A 14278-nucleotide genomic window follows, 5' to 3' on the forward strand; every position below is an offset into this window, starting at 1 on the left:
GTGGGCGTTTGCGCAATCAAGGTGATGTGGGACATGGGGGCGGACAGGTCCTTGGGTCTGCCCGTCTATGCGAGCGGGGGCGCGGCCGGCGCGGATCTGCGCGCGAATTTCGCCGATCGCGGCGCCGTGACGCTGGCGCCGGGCGCGCGGGCGCTGGTGCCGACGGGGCTGCGGCTCGCGATTCCCGCCGGATACGAGGTGCAGATCCGCCCGCGCTCGGGCCTTGCGCTCAAGCACGGGATCACGCTGCCCAACGCGCCGGGCACAATCGATGCGGACTATCGCGGACCGCTCGGCGTGATCGTGATGAACGCCGGCACCGAGCCCTTCACCATCGCCCATGGCGACCGGATCGCGCAGATGGTTGCCGCGCCGGTCCTGCGGGCCACATTCGCCGTCATGGACCGGCTCGATCCGACGGATCGCGGCACGGGCGGATTTGGATCGACGGGGATCGACTGATGGTGCTGTTTCTGGTGCTCGCCGGGGCGCTTTGGGGGCTCGGGCGCATGATGGGCACGCCGACACAGGCGCGGCTGATCATGATCGGGCTGTTGTACCTGGCGATCCTGGCCGGTCACGTGGTGCTGCCCCAGGGCCATCCGATCCGCGCGGCGACCGGCGATCACGCCGCGCCCTGGCTCGTGCTGGGGGCGATCGGGGTGTTCGTCCTGCTCTACCGGCGGCTGCTGGCCCGGGTGAAGGCACGCGCGGTGGAAAAGGAAGCCGCCGAGGAAGCTGCCGTTGCGGCCGCGCGGCCCAAGGGCACCTTCTCGGGCGCCGAGCTCGAGCGCTACGCGCGCCATATCGTCCTGCGCGAACTGGGCGGGCCGGGGCAGAAAGCGCTGAAAGAGGCGCGGGTGCTGGTCCTCGGGGCGGGCGGTCTGGGCGCGCCCGCGCTGCAATACCTGGCCGCGGCCGGGATCGGCACGATCGGGGTGATCGACGACGACCGGGTGGAGAATGCCAACCTGCAGCGCCAGGTGATCCACCGCGACGCCGATATCGGCCTGCCCAAGGTCTTCTCCGCGCAGGCGGCGATGGAGTCGCAGAACCCGAACGTGACCGTGCGCCCCTATCACCGCCGCCTGACCGGCGAGATCGCGGCGGAGCTGTTCGCCGATTACGACCTCGTGCTCGACGGGACGGACAATTTCGACACGCGCTACCTTGCCAATCGCGTCGCGGCCGCGGCGGGTCTGCCGCTGATCTCGGGCGCGCTCAGCCAGTGGGAGGGCCAGCTGTCGGTTTTCGACCCGGCCCGTGGCGCGCCCTGCTATCAATGCATCTTCCCCGAAGCGCCCGCGCCGGGCCTCGCGCCGTCCTGCGCCGAGGCCGGGGTGCTGGGGCCGCTGCCCGGCGTCGTGGGCGCGATGATGGCGGTCGAGGCGATCAAGCTCGTGTCGGGCGCGGGCGCGGTGCTTCGTGGCGAGATGCTGATCTACGATGCCCTCTGGGGTGAGACCCGCAAGATCGCGCTGAAGCGGCGGGCCGATTGCCCGGTCTGCGGGCAGGGGTAACGGCTGGTCCGAACCCGGCGGGGATTTTGCGGACGTGATGTTGCGCAACGGGAGGGATCCCGTTGTCGCCCTGCGCCTCGGGCGAAGGCCCGGTTCGCGTGGTTGATGCGATACGCCCACGTGCGGAACGGTTACGCCCCGACAATTGCGGACAGGCCTGTTCACGATTGGTGCCGATGCAGGCGGCGATCTCGGTTCCTGCGGGTCGCGGCGGGCGGGATCGGTGCGGCGCTGATCCTCTGGCCGCACTGGGCCGCGTCGCGGGACGATTTTTTCCTGTTCTCGATCCTGCCGAGCCTCAGGGTCTGGCTTGGCCTTGCCTCGGGACTGGCGGGGCTGGGGCTGCCCGCGCTGGCCGTGACACCGGCGCGGGCGCGCGTCCGCTGAGCGCCTGTGCGCCGAACCAAGCCCCGTCGCGAAAAGCGCCGCCCCAGGGCCTGCCGCGATCCAACCCCAGCCGGAAGGCCGGACCGGCAGAGGAGCGAGGCCCGGTTGGATCAGGAGCGCCGCGCCCGCAAGGCCCAGCCAGAGCGCGCCATAGATCCATGGCAGCCACCAGACCGGCAGCGCCCATTGCGCGATGCGCGCAAGCGCCAACAGGAACCCACCCACCCCCGCGATCTGCAGGACGAGACCCGTGGCAGAGGAAGCGGGCAAAAGCAGGATCCAGCCAAGCAATGCCAGCGGGATCGCGATCTGGACGAGTAGGATCGTGAGGGTCATCGGTCCGTCTTGGGGAAAGCGATGTCGGTCACGTCGGCGATGAAGAAGGGGAAATAATCGTCCGTTCCGAAATTGTTGCCCGCCTCCACATGCGTGGGCAGGCGGAAGCCGCCGAAGTCACGGAATTCCGAGAGGTAGCCGCCAAAGGGCTGGAGCCGGTGCACCTTCTCCGGGTTGGCGTTGCTCCAGCGCTGGAAGGCGACGTGAAGCGGCTGGCCATCCTCGGCCACCGTGACCTCCACCGCCTGCTCGAGCCCCGCGTGGCGCATGATCATGCGCGCGGTGTTCTGCGACACCGGCTCCCAGGTCACGTGCGGTCCGGGCAGCACCGCGGCGGGTGTCCAGAACACCGCCTCGGCGACGTAGCGCCCGAACGCCGAGCGCCTGTGATCGGGATCGCCGCCGAACCGGGCGACGGGCGCGCAGCCGAAAAGCCAGAAGCGGGTCCATGACCCGCTGTCCGAACCGGCCATGCGCGTTGTGCCGGTGCCCCCCGACATCGCCCAGACGAAGCCATGCGGCGCGGCCAGCACCTGCGTCGCGCTCATCGGCATGTAGCCGGGCGCGGCCTTGTCGCCCATGCCGAACTGCCCCGTCATCTCCAGCCGGGCCACCGTATGAAGCGGCGTGCCCTCCGCGATCGCGTAGGTGAAGAAGCGGCGCGCGGGTTCGGGCAGATCGGCGACCATCCCGGCGGTGAACGGGGCCGGATCGGCCGGTTGGGTCGCGAGCAATCGCTCCATCTCGGCCCGGTCGGCCCGGCGATCGAGCTGCCGCCAGCCGACGAGCCCGGCCAGACCGGCGCCGATGGCACTGAAGACCGGGATCAGGATCATGCCTTTTGTCCGCCTTTTCAGACTGCAGATCGGTGCATCGGATCGTCACGGGTGGCGTGGTCCCGGAGGGGGTTTCCCATGCCGACGCCCCGAATGTGCGCTTCTGAGGATGCACTAGGGATTTGGGGGCGGATTTCCTTGATCCAGATCAGGTCTGGAACGGTTGGACGCCATGCGGTGAGGGGCGCATGCGGGTATCGCAGGAGATGCAGCTGAGGGGCCGTCCTCGCCGTTGCAATCTTCGGGACCTGCTGGGCCTCCTGCGCCGTCTGGTCGGTCCTGGCCATGCCGGGTTTTTCGCGTGAGCGTTGAAATGGCGCTTTGCCACCTAGGGCCGGCTCGCAATGGCGTTGTGGCACTTCCTCGGCTCTGGCCGTAAGCGTCGCCGATGCGCCTCAAGCCCGCCGTAGCGAGATGCCTGCGTGCTCTCGGAAAGGACCCCAATCGAGTGCCATCGGCGCGCGGGCAAGGGGGCGCTGCCCCCTCTTGGCCTGCGGCCAATTCACCCCCGGCGGTATTTGGAAAGAGGCAAGCGCAAAGGGCGGGGCGCCCCGGTGCCGGCGGGGCGGGCGCGGATGGCTTCGGGGGCAAAGGGGTTCGCGATATTGCCGAAGGGCGGTTGCAGGCTTAGGTAGGCGGCAAAGGAGAGCCGCTTCATGAACAACCCCCTGCTTGAGGATTGGTCGACCCCGTTCGGCCTGCCGCCCTTCGCCGAGATCCGGGATGCGGATTTCGCACCGGCGCTCGAGACCGCGCTGATCGAGCACAATGCCGAGATCGCCGCCATCGCGGAGAACCCCGCGGCGCCGTCCTTCGAGAATACCGTGCTGGCGCTGGAAGGGGCGGGCGCCGCGCTTGACAAGGTGCTCTCGACCTTCTTTTCGGTGGCAGGCGCAGACACGAATCCCAAGCGGCAGGAATTGCAGCGCGAATTCTCGCCGAAGCTCGCCGAGCATTTCGCGGCGATCTATGCGAATGCGGCGCTCTTCGCGCGGATCGAGGCGTTGTGGGAGCGACGTGACGCGCTGGCGCTGAGCGGCGAGGAGGCGCGGCTTCTGATGCTGACGCGGCGCGGCTTCGTGCGCGCCGGGGCGGCCCTGCAGGGGGCGGAGGCCGAGCGGATGCGCGCGATCAAGTCGCGGCTATCGGTTCTGGGCACGGCCTTCACGCAGAACCTGCTGGCCGACGAGGCCGAGTGGCAGATGGGGCTGACCGAAGACGAGCTCGAGGGGCTGCCGGACTGGCTGCGGGCCTCGGCGCGCGCGGCGGGCGAGGAGCGCGGCGCGGAGGGGTCGGTCATCACGCTGTCGCGGTCGCTGATCGTGCCGTTCCTGCAATTCTCGTCCCGGCGCGACCTGCGCGAGCGGGCTTGGCGCGCCTGGGTCGCGCGCGGGGCCAATGGCGGTGAGACCGACAACCGCGCCATCGCGGCGGAAGTGCTGGCGCTGCGCGAGGAACGCGCCAAGCTTCTGGGATACGAGACCTTCGCGGCCTACAAGCTCGAGACCGAGATGGCGGGCGGGCCGGACCGGGTGCGGGAGCTGCTGCACGCGGTCTGGGCCCCGGCCAAGGCGCGGGCGGAGGAAGACGCCGCCGCGCTCGCTGCGCGCATGGCGGCGGACGGGGTGAACGGGCCGCTGCAGCCCTGGGACTGGCGCTATTATTCCGAGGCCCGGCGCCGTGAGGAGCATGACCTCGATGAGGCCGCGCTGAAGCCCTACCTGCAGCTCGACCGGATGATCGAGGCCGCGATGGATTGCGCGCAGCGCCTCTTCCGGCTGGAGTTCAAGCCGCTTGAGGCGGGGCTCTATCATCCCGATTGCCGCGTCTGGGAGGTCACCCGCAACGGCCGCCATTGCGCGGTCTTCGTGGGGGATTACTTCGCGCGGGCCTCGAAACGCTCGGGCGCATGGTGTTCGGCTATGCGGATGCAGGCCAAAGCGCCAGTCCAGAAAACGCCGATCGTCGTCAATGTGTGCAACTTCGCCAAGCCCGCGAAAGGCCAGCCCGCACTTTTGTCCTACGACGATGCGCGCACGCTCTTTCACGAGTTCGGCCATGCGCTGCACCAAATGCTGTCGGACGTGACCTTCGGGTCGATGGCGGGCACCTCGGTGGCGCGCGATTTCGTGGAATTGCCGAGCCAGCTTTACGAGCATTGGCTGGAAGTGCCCGAGGTGCTGCGCGATTTCGCGACCCATGCGGAGACCGGCGCGGCGATGCCGCAGGCGATGCTCGACAAGGTGCTGGAGGCCGCGACCTATGATGCGGGCTTCCAGACGGTGGAATACGTGGCCTCGGCGCTGGTGGATCTCGAGTTTCACGACGCGCCCGCGCCCGCCGATCCGATGGCGCGTCAGGCGGAGATCCTCGAGGGGCTCGGTATGCCCGAGGCCATCGCGATGCGCCATGCGACCCCGCATTTCGCCCATGTCTTCGCGGGTGACGGCTATTCCTCGGGCTATTACAGCTACATGTGGTCCGAGGTGATGGATGCGGATGCCTTCGCGGCCTTTGAGGAGGCGGGCGGCGCCTTCGATCCCGGGATGGCCGACAAGCTGGAGCGGTTCATCCTGTCCAAGGGCGGATCGGCGGAGGCGGACGAACTCTACATCGCCTTCCGCGGCAAGATGCCGGAGGTCGACGCGCTGCTGAAGGGCCGTGGCCTGGTCGCCTAGAAGGGCGCGCGGGTGAGGGTGAAGCCTTCCGCGCTCAGCAATTGAAGCAGCCCGGTTTCGCCGGGCAGATGCGCGGCCCCGGCGGCGACGACCACGGGGCCGCCGTCGTCCAGCGCGGTCAGGATCACCGACATCCAGGCGCGGTTGCGATCCGTCAGAAGCGCGCCCTCGGCCTGGTCCATCGCTTCGGTGACCGCACCGGCGCCCGCCGGGGACAGCTCCGCGGCGAGGGTGGTGGAGAGCACCCAGCTTTCGGCGGTCAGTTCCGCGAAATAGGCTTCGCGCAGGGTGGCGAACAGATCCTCCGCGCTTTCCGCGGGCATGATCGAGGGCAGGATCATCGCCGCCTGTTCCTCGAGCGGCGCGCCCTCGAAGGCCGCGAAAACGCTGCGCGGATCCTCGAGCGCCGCGGTGGGCGTGCCCGCCATGGCCGCCAGCGCCTCGAGCCGGGCATCGAGCCCGTTGGGCGTGCCCATCGCCGCCTGCATGCAGGGCGGCAGGGCGAGGATCAGCGACAGGTACCAGGGCTTCATCTTGGCGGCCATGAAGCCGGGAATGCCGCGCGCGGCGGTGGCTTCCGACAGGGCCTGCCAATCGGCCTCGCTCAAAAGCTCGGGCAGGGTCGTGTCCTGCAGCACGAAGAGCGAGGGATCGGTGGCGAGCTCGGCCATCAGCGCCTCCTGTTCCGCCTTCGTGACCTCGAGCAGGAGCAGCCGGGCGTCGGCGATCACGGGGGCCAGCCGGTCGGTGACGGCATCGAAGCGCGGATCGTCCGCATGCATCGTGCCGACGAGGTGGACCACATCGCCGTCGCGCCGGGCGATCCAGTGATTGCCCTCGGCAAAGGGCATCTGCGCGACCTGTGCGTCGACGGCCGCGCGCATGTCCTCGGTCAGGCCGGGGCGCATGTCGGTCCCGGCGCATTGGGCGCGGGCGGAAGGCGCTGGGCCGAGCCAGATCAGGGCAAGAACGAGGGTGGCGAATACGGCGCGCATGCATCATCTCCGTTGCGGTCTGCGCGAAGGCTAGGCGCCGCTCTTGCGCGGGGCAAGCGCAGGGGCGAGGTTTTGCGCGATGGGACGGGAACGTGATCTCTACCCGCCGGTGAAGCGGCTTCTGGAGGCGCAGGGCTACGTCGTGAAGGGCGAGGTCGGCGCGGCCGACGTGGTCGGCGTGAAGGACGGGGCGCCGCCGGTCATCGTGGAGCTGAAGCGCGCGGTCACGCTGGGCCTGATCCATCAGGCGGTGGCGCGGCTCGCCCTGACCGATCACGTCTATATCGCGGTCGCGCGGCCGACCGGGCCACGGGCCAGGCGCGGGCTCAAGGACAACCTCGCGCTGTGCCGTCGCCTCGGACTGGGCTTCATCACGGTGCGGGAGCGGGACGGCGTCGTGGAGGTGCTGTGCGATCCCGGGACGCCGGCGCCGCGCCGGAACACGCGCGGGGCGAAGCAGCTCCTCCGCGCTTTCGCGCGTCTTCGCGGCGACCCCAATGAGGGCGGCGCCACCCGGCACGGGCTGGTCACCGGCTACCGGCAGGATGCGCTGGCCTGCGCGGCTTACCTGGCGGGTGCCGGGGCGGAGAAGGGCGCGCTGGTCGCCCGCGCGACGGGCGTGCCCGAGGCGACGCGGATCATGCGCGACAACCATTACGGCTGGTTCGAGAAGGTCGAGACGGGCATCTACGCGCTGAGCGCGGAGGGTCGGAAGGGCCTGAAGGATTGGGGCGGTCCCGAAGACGGCTGAGGCACGATCCCGCCCCGGACGCGGCGCGGCGCGGCCCGCTGGCCGGGCCTGCGGCGGGACGTCGCGATTTTTTGCGGACGCGTTGTTGACACCTTCTCGGCACCTCCTTATCTCCGGCTCGTTAGCACTCGGCTACGGTGAGTGCTAACGTGTCTGCCTCAGGGGGGACACAACGGAACAAACTTTGAGCCAAGGAGACTCGAAGATGGCATTCAAACCGCTTCATGACCGCGTTCTGGTCCGTCGCGTCGAGAGCGACGACAAGACCAAGGGCGGCCTCATCATCCCCGAAACCGCCAAGGAAAAGCCTGCCGAAGGTGCCATCGTGGCCTGCGGCGAAGGTGCGCGCAAGGACAGCGGCGAGCTGATCCCGATGGCCGTGAGCGAGGGCGACAAGGTCCTGTTCGGCAAGTGGTCCGGCACCGAAGTGACGATCGACGGTGAAGAGCTGCTGATCATGAAGGAAAGCGACATCCTGGGCGTCATCGCGTAAGCGACGGACCCGGAGCCGCAATTCCTCAACATAATTCAAAGGAGCGAAGATTATGCCTGCTAAGGACGTGAAATTCGATACCGACGCCCGCAACCGGATGCTGAAGGGTGTCAACACCCTCGCCGATGCGGTCAAGGTCACCCTCGGCCCCAAGGGCCGCAACGTGGTTCTGGACAAGTCGTTCGGCGCCCCGCGCATCACCAAGGACGGCGTCTCCGTCGCCAAGGAAATCGAGCTTGAGGACAAGTTCGAGAACATGGGCGCGCAGATGGTGAAGGAAGTCGCTTCCCGCACCAACGACGAAGCCGGCGACGGCACCACCACCGCGACCGTGCTGGCCCAGGCCATCGTCAAGGAAGGCGTCAAGGCCGTTTCCGCCGGTATGAACCCGATGGACCTCAAGCGCGGCATCGACCTCGCCACCTCCAAGGTCGTCGAGCACATCAAGGCCGCCGCCCGCACCGTCGAGAATTCCGACGAGGTCGCACAGGTCGGCACCATCTCCGCCAACGGCGAAGAGTCGATCGGCCGCCAGATCGCGGACGCCATGCAGCGCGTCGGCAACGAGGGTGTCATCACCGTCGAAGAGAACAAGGGCATGGAGACCGAGGTCGAGGTCGTCGAAGGCATGCAGTTCGACCGCGGCTACCTGTCGCCCTACTTCGTGACCAACTCCGAGAAGATGGTCGCCGAGCTCGAGGATTGCATGATCCTCCTGCACGAGAAGAAGCTGTCCTCGCTGCAGCCGCTGGTGCCGCTCCTCGAGCAGGTCATCCAGAGCCAGAAGCCGCTTCTGATCATCGCCGAGGACGTGGAAGGCGAAGCGCTCGCCACGCTCGTCGTGAACAAGCTGCGCGGCGGCCTCAAGATCGCAGCCGTCAAGGCGCCGGGCTTCGGCGACCGCCGCAAGGCCATGCTGCAGGATATCGCGATCCTCACCGGCGGCCAGGTGATCTCGGAAGATCTCGGCATGAAGCTCGAGAACGTCACCATGGACATGCTGGGCTCGGCCAAGAAGGTCGACATCACCAAGGACGAGACCACCATCGTCGACGGTGCCGGCGACAAGGCCGAGATCGAGGCGCGTGTCGGCCAGATCCGCACCCAGATCGAGGAGACCTCCTCGGATTACGACCGTGAGAAGCTGCAGGAGCGTGTGGCCAAGCTCGCGGGCGGCGTCGCCGTCATCCGCGTCGGCGGCATGACCGAGGTCGAGGTGAAAGAGCGCAAGGACCGCGTCGACGACGCGCTGAACGCGACCCGCGCGGCCGTTCAGGAAGGCATCGTGGTCGGCGGCGGCGTCAGCCTCGTGCAGGGCGCGAAGTCGCTCGAAGGCCTGACCGGTGCGAACTCCGACCAGAATGCGGGAATCGCCATCGTGCGCCGCGCGCTGGAGGCACCGCTGCGCCAGATCGCCGAGAATGCGGGCGTCGACGGTTCCGTCGTCGCGGGCAAGATCCGCGAATCGGACGACCTGAAGTTCGGCTACAACGCCCAGACCGACGAATATGGCGACATGTTCAAGTTCGGCGTCATCGACCCCGCGAAGGTCGTGCGCACCGCGCTCGAGGATGCGTCCTCTATCGCCGGTCTGCTGATCACCACCGAGGCCATGGTTGCCGACAAGCCGTCGAAGGACGGCGGCTCCGGTGGCGGCATGCCCGACATGGGCGGCATGGGCGGCATGATGTAATCTGCCGGTCACCGACCGATCTCGGAAAGGGCTCGCTTCGGCGGGCCCTTTTCTTTGCGCGGACGGGATTTCGACGCGAAATCCCGGTCGAAATCCGGCGCGGATTTCGGGTCTGCCGTGCCGGCCGTCGGGCCCGCGCCTGCGGATGGCGCGTCCGCAATCCGGGCCGCGTTCCGCGCCGGAATGCGGGGCGCGCCATTGACGCGGCGCGGCGACCGGGGTCTCTTCCCGGCAAGGAAAGGGGGGTCTGATGGCGGATTTCATGCGCGAGATGCGCGCGGGCGAGGAGGGCGCGGTGGACGCGCTTCTGCGCGCGGCCTTCGGCGGCCCGGACGAGGCGCTGCTGGTCACGGCCCTGCGCAAATCGGGCGATATCGCGGGCGAACAGGTGGTGGCCGAGGGCGGCAGCATCGTCGGTTACCTGGCCCTGTCAGCGATGCCCGCGCCCAAGGGCTGGCTCTGCCTCGCGCCGGTCGCCGTCGCGCCGGATCGCCAGGGCGCCGGCATCGGCCGCCGCATGGTGCGTTTCGTCGCGGGCTGGGCCGAGGCCGCGGGCCAGACGCTGGTCGTTCTGGGTGATCCCACCTTCTACGGACGATGCGGCTTCCGCGCGGCCACTGGCCTGACCTCACCCTTTCCCATCGACCATACGCTGGTGGCCGGCCCCGCGAAGGCCAGGCCCGGCACCGCACTGGTCTATCCGAAGGCCTTCGGGGCAGGGTGATGCGGCTCTTCCTGCTGACCGCGCTCACCATGGTCGCCTTCGCGGCCAATTCCGTCCTCAATCGCATGGCGCTGGTCGGCGGCGAGATGGAGGCGAGCTGGTTCGGCACGATCCGGCTTGCCGCGGGCGCTTGCATGCTGGCCGCGATCTGCCTCATCCGGTCGCGGCATCTGCAATTGCGCGCGCCCCGGCGCTGGGTCGGGGTCGCGTCGCTTCTGGTCTATGTCTACGGGTTCTCGCTGGCCTATGCGGTGCTTGATGCGGGGCTCGGCGCGCTGGTGCTCTTCGGCTTTGTGCAGATCAGCATGTTCGCCGGCAGTCTCCGGGGCGGAGAGCGGCCGCCGCCGCGGCGCTGGGTGGGGGCGGCGCTCGCCTTTTCCGGGCTGGTCTGGCTGCTGGCTCCCGGGGTCGGGGCCGAGATCAGCGTCCCGCACGGCCTGCTGATGGCGGCGGCGGGCATCGGCTGGGGCGTCTATTCGCTGGCGGGCCGCGGCGCGGGCGATCCGGCGATGGGCACGGCGGCGAATTTCATCCTCGCCGCCCCGATCGGCCTTGCGCTGAGCCTTGTCGGCGCACCCGCGCCGGACCTGCCGGCGGCAGGCATCGTGCTGGCGGTGCTGTCGGGCGCGGTCACCTCCGCGCTCGGCTACATCCTTTGGTATTCCATCCTGCCGCGCCTCAGCGCGAGCGTCGCGGCCGTCGCCCAGCTGACCGTGCCGGTCATCGCCCTTGCGGGCGGGATGGTCTTTCTTGGCGAGACGCCGACCCTGACCTTCGCGCTGGCCAGCATTCTTGTCCTCGGCGGCGTCGCCGTGTCGGTTTTGCCGTTTCCGAAGCGCGGCTGAGTGCTTATGTGACGCGCATGCGCTGGATCCTTCTGTCCTGTTTGATGCTGCTCGCCGCGCCGGTGCGGGCCGATTGCGTCGTGCTCTTGCACGGGCTCGCGCGGAGCGAGGCGTCGTTCCTGCCGATGGCGGAAATCCTCGAGCTTGAGGGCTACCGCACCGTGGTCCCGGGCTATCCCTCGACAGAGAAGCGGATCGACACGCTGGTCGAGGAAACGCTGCCCGCCGCCTTCGAGGCCTGCGGCGATCAGACCGTCCACATCGTCAGCCATTCCATGGGCGGCATCCTCGCCCGGGTCTGGCTGGCCGAGAACCGGCCCGCGAAGCTTGGCCGCGTGGTGATGCTGGCGCCGCCCAATCACGGCAGCGAGCTTGTGGACGAGCTCGGTGGGCTTGAACTCTTCGAATGGCTGAACGGGCCCGCGGGCGCACAGCTCGGCACCGGCGCCGAGGATCTGCCCGCGCGCCTGCCGCCAGTGGATTTCGAACTGGGCGTGATCGCCGGGTCGCGATCGCTCAATCCGATCTATTCGGCGCTGATCCCCGGCACCGATGACGGCAAGGTCTCCATTGCCTCGACCCGCGTCGAGGGCATGAAGGAGCACCTGGTCCTGCCCGTCACCCATACCTTCATCATGCAAAGCCCCGAGGTGATGGCCCAGGTCCTGACCTTCCTGCGCGACGGGAAATTCACCCGGATCGGGCAATGGGGCAGCATCCTGCCGCTGGACGAACTGCCCTGCCTCATCGGGATCTGCGATGACTGATCTGCGGCTGAGCGGCGCGCATGTGCTGGATGCGGAGGGCTGGACCGCCCGCGATCTCGCGTGGTCCGGCGGGATCATCGGCGAGGCCGACGCGCCCGCGGTCGACCTTGAGGGCTACCGCGTCCTGCCGGGCATCGTCGATCCCCATGGCGACGGGTTCGAGCGGCACATGGCCCCGCGCCGGGGCGCCCTCCGCGCCGCCGAGGGCGGTGTCGTCGCCACCGCGGCGGAGCTTGCGGCGAACGGCATCACCACCGGGGTGATGGCGCAATTCTGGTCCTGGGAAGGCGGCATGCGCGGCCCGGACTTCGCCGAGCATGTCTTCGACAGCGTCGCCCGGACCCGCGACACGCTGGAAATCGACCTGCGCCTGCAATTGCGGCTGGAGACCCATTACCTCGAGAGTTTTGCCCGCGCCGAGGCGGCCGTGGCGCGCTATGGCATCGATTACGTCGTCTTCAACGACCATCTGCCGCATGACAGGCTGGCCGAGGGACGTCGCCCCCCGCGGCTGACCGGGCAGGCGCTGAAATCCGGGCGCAATCCGGACGCGCATTTCGCGCTGCTGCTGGAACTGCACGGCAACGGGGAAGCGGTCGAGGCGGCGCTGGACGGGCTCGCGGCGCGGCTGCGCGTGGCGGGCGTGCGTCTTGGCAGTCACGACGATGCGGATGCAGAGACCCGGGCGGCCTGGCGCGCGCGCGGCGTGGGGCTGTCGGAATTTCCCGAGACCGAAGCGGCGGCGCTGGCGGCCCGGGCGGCGGGCGAGGGCGTGATCCTCGGCGCGCCCAACGTGGTGCGGGGTGCCAGCCACAAGGGCAATGCATCGGCGGCCGAGCTGATCGCGGCGGGGCTCTGCGATGCGCTGGCCTCGGATTACCATTACCCGGCGCCGCTGGCGGCGGTGCTGCGGCTCGTGGAGACGGGGCTTTGCGACTGGCCGCGCGCCTGGGCGCTGGTCTCCTCGGGGCCCGCACGGCTTCTGGGGCTCGGCGACCGGGGCGATCTGGTGCCGGGGCGTCGCGCGGATCTGGTGATCCTCGACCGGACCGACCGGGTCGTGGCGACAATTGCTGGGGGCCGCGTGGCCTACATGACCGGCGCGGTGACGGAGCGGTTCCTCAGGGCCGGATGATCCGGTTGACGTGGCCCATCTTGCGCCCGGGCTTCACCTCGGCCTTGCCATAGAGATGCAGTGCGAGGTCGCGTTCCTGTGACAGCGCGGGCACGCGGTCCATATCGGCGCCGATCAGGTTCTCCATCACCACGTCCGCATAGCGGCTGCCATCGCCGAGAGGCCAGCCCGCCACCGCGCGGATATGCTGTTCGAACTGGTCGATGGCGCAGCCGTTCTGCGTCCAATGGCCGGAATTGTGCACGCGCGGGGCGATCTCGTTCACGATGAGACCAGCCTTGGTCACGAAAAGCTCCACCCCCATGACGCCCACGTAATCGAGCGCCGTGAGGATGCGGCCCGCCAGGAGCACCGCGTCCTGCCGCTGCGCCGAGGTCAGATCGGCGGGCACTGTGGTGGTGCGCAGGATGCCGCCCTCATGGACGTTCTGGCCGGGATCGAAACAGGCGACCTCGCCGGTGAGGCCGCGCGCGGCGATCACCGACACCTCGTGGGTGAAATCGACGAAGCCCTCGAGGATGGCGGGGGCGCCCGCCATGTCCGCCAGCGCCGCGTCGGCCTCGTCGGGCGTCATGATCCGGGCCTGACCCTTGCCGTCATAGCCGAAGCGCCGGGTCTTCAGGATCGCGGGCGTGCCGATCCTGCCGAGTGCTGCGGCGAGCGCCGCGGCGTTGGGGATATCGGCATAGGGCGCGACGGCGAGGCCAAGATCCGAGAGGAAGTCCTTTTCGGTCAGGCGGTCCTGGCTGACGCGCAGTGCCTCGCGCCCCGGGCGGATCGGACGCAGCGCCGACAGCGTGTCGAGCGCGGATGTGGGGATGTTCTCGAACTCGTAGGTGATGACGTCGACCCCGTGGGCGAAGGCGGTCAGCGCCGCGTCGTCCTCGTAGAGCGCGGTGGTCACACGGTGGGCGACCTGGCCCGCGGGCGGCGCGGCACCAGGCTCGAAGATATGGGTCTTGAAGCCGAGACGGCTCGCCGCGACCGACAGCATCCGGCCAAGCTGGCCGCCGCCGAGAATTCCGATGGTGGCACCTTGCGGCAGGGGCGTGTCGCTCATGTCGGGCCTCGTGCATCTGGAGGAGGAGGGAATGCGTATTTGCCCAAGAGGCAAGACG

15 protein-coding genes are annotated in these 14278 nt (G+C 69.0%); 11 read left to right on the forward strand and 4 right to left on the reverse strand.

Annotated features, from left to right (window positions below; genetic code table 11):
• The first annotated feature begins 24 nt into the window (after positions 1-24).
• The 3 genes from dut to BW990_RS04660 all read left to right on the forward strand — a co-directional run bounded on the left by dut (position 25) and on the right by BW990_RS04660 (position 1907).
• Positions 25-462, forward strand: a complete 438-nt coding sequence (dut, locus tag BW990_RS04650; protein ID WP_076445514.1) for a dUTP diphosphatase — start codon at positions 25-27, stop codon at positions 460-462.
• A complete protein-coding gene (locus BW990_RS04655; protein WP_076445516.1) occupies positions 462-1520 on the forward strand; it encodes a HesA/MoeB/ThiF family protein in 1059 nt (352 codons plus the stop codon). Before dut ends, BW990_RS04655 begins: the two co-directional genes overlap by 1 nt.
• Positions 1521-1625: 105 nt before the next feature.
• Complete coding sequence (locus tag BW990_RS04660) at positions 1626-1907, forward strand: hypothetical protein (RefSeq protein ID WP_076445518.1); 282 nt, start codon at positions 1626-1628, stop codon at positions 1905-1907.
• Positions 1908-2239: 332 nt separating this feature from the next.
• On the opposite strand, the gene BW990_RS04665 is transcribed toward BW990_RS04660, so the two are convergent.
• Entirely contained in the window at positions 2240-3079 is an 840-nt protein-coding gene (locus BW990_RS04665; RefSeq protein ID WP_076445520.1) for a DUF6544 family protein, read from the reverse strand.
• 502 nt (positions 3080-3581) lie between these two features.
• Positions 3582-3737 (reverse strand): hypothetical protein, encoded by a 156-nt coding sequence (locus BW990_RS21765; protein ID WP_159441610.1) that lies wholly within the window; start codon positions 3735-3737, stop codon positions 3582-3584.
• On the opposite strand from BW990_RS21765, the gene BW990_RS04670 reads away from it, so the two are divergent.
• Positions 3736-5757, forward strand: coding sequence for a M3 family metallopeptidase (locus BW990_RS04670; protein WP_076445521.1), 2022 nt, complete (start codon positions 3736-3738; stop codon positions 5755-5757). The two genes, BW990_RS21765 and BW990_RS04670, sit on opposite strands and share 2 nt — an antisense overlap.
• On the opposite strand, the gene BW990_RS04675 is transcribed toward BW990_RS04670, so the two are convergent.
• On the reverse strand, positions 5754-6752 hold the full coding sequence (locus tag BW990_RS04675; protein ID WP_076445523.1) for a TraB/GumN family protein: 999 nt from the start codon (positions 6750-6752) through the stop codon (positions 5754-5756). The genes BW990_RS04670 and BW990_RS04675 overlap by 4 nt on opposite strands.
• Before the next feature lie 79 nt (positions 6753-6831).
• On the opposite strand from BW990_RS04675, the gene BW990_RS04680 reads away from it, so the two are divergent.
• The 7 genes from BW990_RS04680 (at position 6832) to BW990_RS04710 (ending at position 13160) form a co-directional block, all read left to right on the forward strand.
• Positions 6832-7503, forward strand: a complete 672-nt coding sequence (locus tag BW990_RS04680) for a DUF2161 domain-containing phosphodiesterase (protein ID WP_076445525.1) — start codon at positions 6832-6834, stop codon at positions 7501-7503.
• Positions 7504-7708: 205 nt separating this feature from the next.
• Positions 7709-7996, forward strand: coding sequence for a co-chaperone GroES (locus BW990_RS04685; RefSeq protein ID WP_076445526.1), 288 nt, complete (start codon positions 7709-7711; stop codon positions 7994-7996).
• Between the two features lie 52 nt (positions 7997-8048).
• Positions 8049-9689, forward strand: a complete 1641-nt coding sequence (gene groL, locus BW990_RS04690; protein ID WP_076445528.1) for a chaperonin GroEL — start codon at positions 8049-8051, stop codon at positions 9687-9689.
• Positions 9690-9939: 250 nt separating this feature from the next.
• On the forward strand, positions 9940-10413 hold the full coding sequence (locus tag BW990_RS04695) for a GNAT family N-acetyltransferase (protein WP_076445529.1): 474 nt from the start codon (positions 9940-9942) through the stop codon (positions 10411-10413).
• The gene (locus tag BW990_RS04700; RefSeq protein ID WP_076445531.1) at positions 10413-11258 is read left to right on the forward strand and encodes a DMT family transporter; all 846 of its coding nucleotides are present in this window, start codon (positions 10413-10415) and stop codon (positions 11256-11258) included. Before BW990_RS04695 ends, BW990_RS04700 begins: the two co-directional genes overlap by 1 nt.
• Before the next feature lie 17 nt (positions 11259-11275).
• On the forward strand, positions 11276-12025 hold the full coding sequence (locus tag BW990_RS04705) for an alpha/beta fold hydrolase (RefSeq protein ID WP_076445533.1): 750 nt from the start codon (positions 11276-11278) through the stop codon (positions 12023-12025).
• On the forward strand, positions 12018-13160 hold the full coding sequence (locus BW990_RS04710; RefSeq protein ID WP_076445535.1) for an alpha-D-ribose 1-methylphosphonate 5-triphosphate diphosphatase: 1143 nt from the start codon (positions 12018-12020) through the stop codon (positions 13158-13160). The genes BW990_RS04705 and BW990_RS04710 overlap by 8 nt, the downstream gene beginning before the upstream one ends.
• Here BW990_RS04710 and BW990_RS04715 read toward each other — a convergent pair.
• Positions 13147-14220: a 5-(carboxyamino)imidazole ribonucleotide synthase gene (locus BW990_RS04715; protein ID WP_076445536.1), complete on the reverse strand. Its 1074-nt coding sequence runs from the start codon at positions 14218-14220 to the stop codon at positions 13147-13149. The genes BW990_RS04710 and BW990_RS04715 overlap by 14 nt on opposite strands.
• Positions 14221-14278: the final 58 nt, after the last annotated feature.

The sequence above is a fragment of the Roseivivax lentus genome (assembly GCF_900156805.1).
Taxonomy (GTDB): Bacteria; Pseudomonadota; Alphaproteobacteria; order Rhodobacterales; family Rhodobacteraceae; genus Roseivivax; species Roseivivax lentus.

Coding starts and splice junctions, on each gene's coding strand:
- BW990_RS04670 (WP_076445521.1), top strand. CDS start 3,736: ATGAACAACCCCCTGCTTGAGGATTGGTCGACCCCGTTCGGCCTGCCG.
- BW990_RS04715 (WP_076445536.1), bottom strand. CDS start 14,220: ATGAGCGACACGCCCCTGCCGCAAGGTGCCACCATCGGAATTCTCGGC.
- BW990_RS04705 (WP_076445533.1), top strand. CDS start 11,276: ATGCGCTGGATCCTTCTGTCCTGTTTGATGCTGCTCGCCGCGCCGGTG.
- BW990_RS04685 (WP_076445526.1), top strand. CDS start 7,709: ATGGCATTCAAACCGCTTCATGACCGCGTTCTGGTCCGTCGCGTCGAG.
- BW990_RS04680 (WP_076445525.1), top strand. CDS start 6,832: ATGGGACGGGAACGTGATCTCTACCCGCCGGTGAAGCGGCTTCTGGAG.
- BW990_RS04660 (WP_076445518.1), top strand. CDS start 1,626: ATGCGATACGCCCACGTGCGGAACGGTTACGCCCCGACAATTGCGGAC.
- BW990_RS04665 (WP_076445520.1), bottom strand. CDS start 3,079: ATGATCCTGATCCCGGTCTTCAGTGCCATCGGCGCCGGTCTGGCCGGG.
- groL (WP_076445528.1), top strand. CDS start 8,049: ATGCCTGCTAAGGACGTGAAATTCGATACCGACGCCCGCAACCGGATG.
- BW990_RS04710 (WP_076445535.1), top strand. CDS start 12,018: ATGACTGATCTGCGGCTGAGCGGCGCGCATGTGCTGGATGCGGAGGGC.
- BW990_RS04700 (WP_076445531.1), top strand. CDS start 10,413: ATGCGGCTCTTCCTGCTGACCGCGCTCACCATGGTCGCCTTCGCGGCC.
- dut (WP_076445514.1), top strand. CDS start 25: ATGTGGGACATGGGGGCGGACAGGTCCTTGGGTCTGCCCGTCTATGCG.
- BW990_RS21765 (WP_159441610.1), bottom strand. CDS start 3,737: ATGAAGCGGCTCTCCTTTGCCGCCTACCTAAGCCTGCAACCGCCCTTC.
- BW990_RS04655 (WP_076445516.1), top strand. CDS start 462: ATGGTGCTGTTTCTGGTGCTCGCCGGGGCGCTTTGGGGGCTCGGGCGC.
- BW990_RS04695 (WP_076445529.1), top strand. CDS start 9,940: ATGGCGGATTTCATGCGCGAGATGCGCGCGGGCGAGGAGGGCGCGGTG.
- BW990_RS04675 (WP_076445523.1), bottom strand. CDS start 6,752: ATGCGCGCCGTATTCGCCACCCTCGTTCTTGCCCTGATCTGGCTCGGC.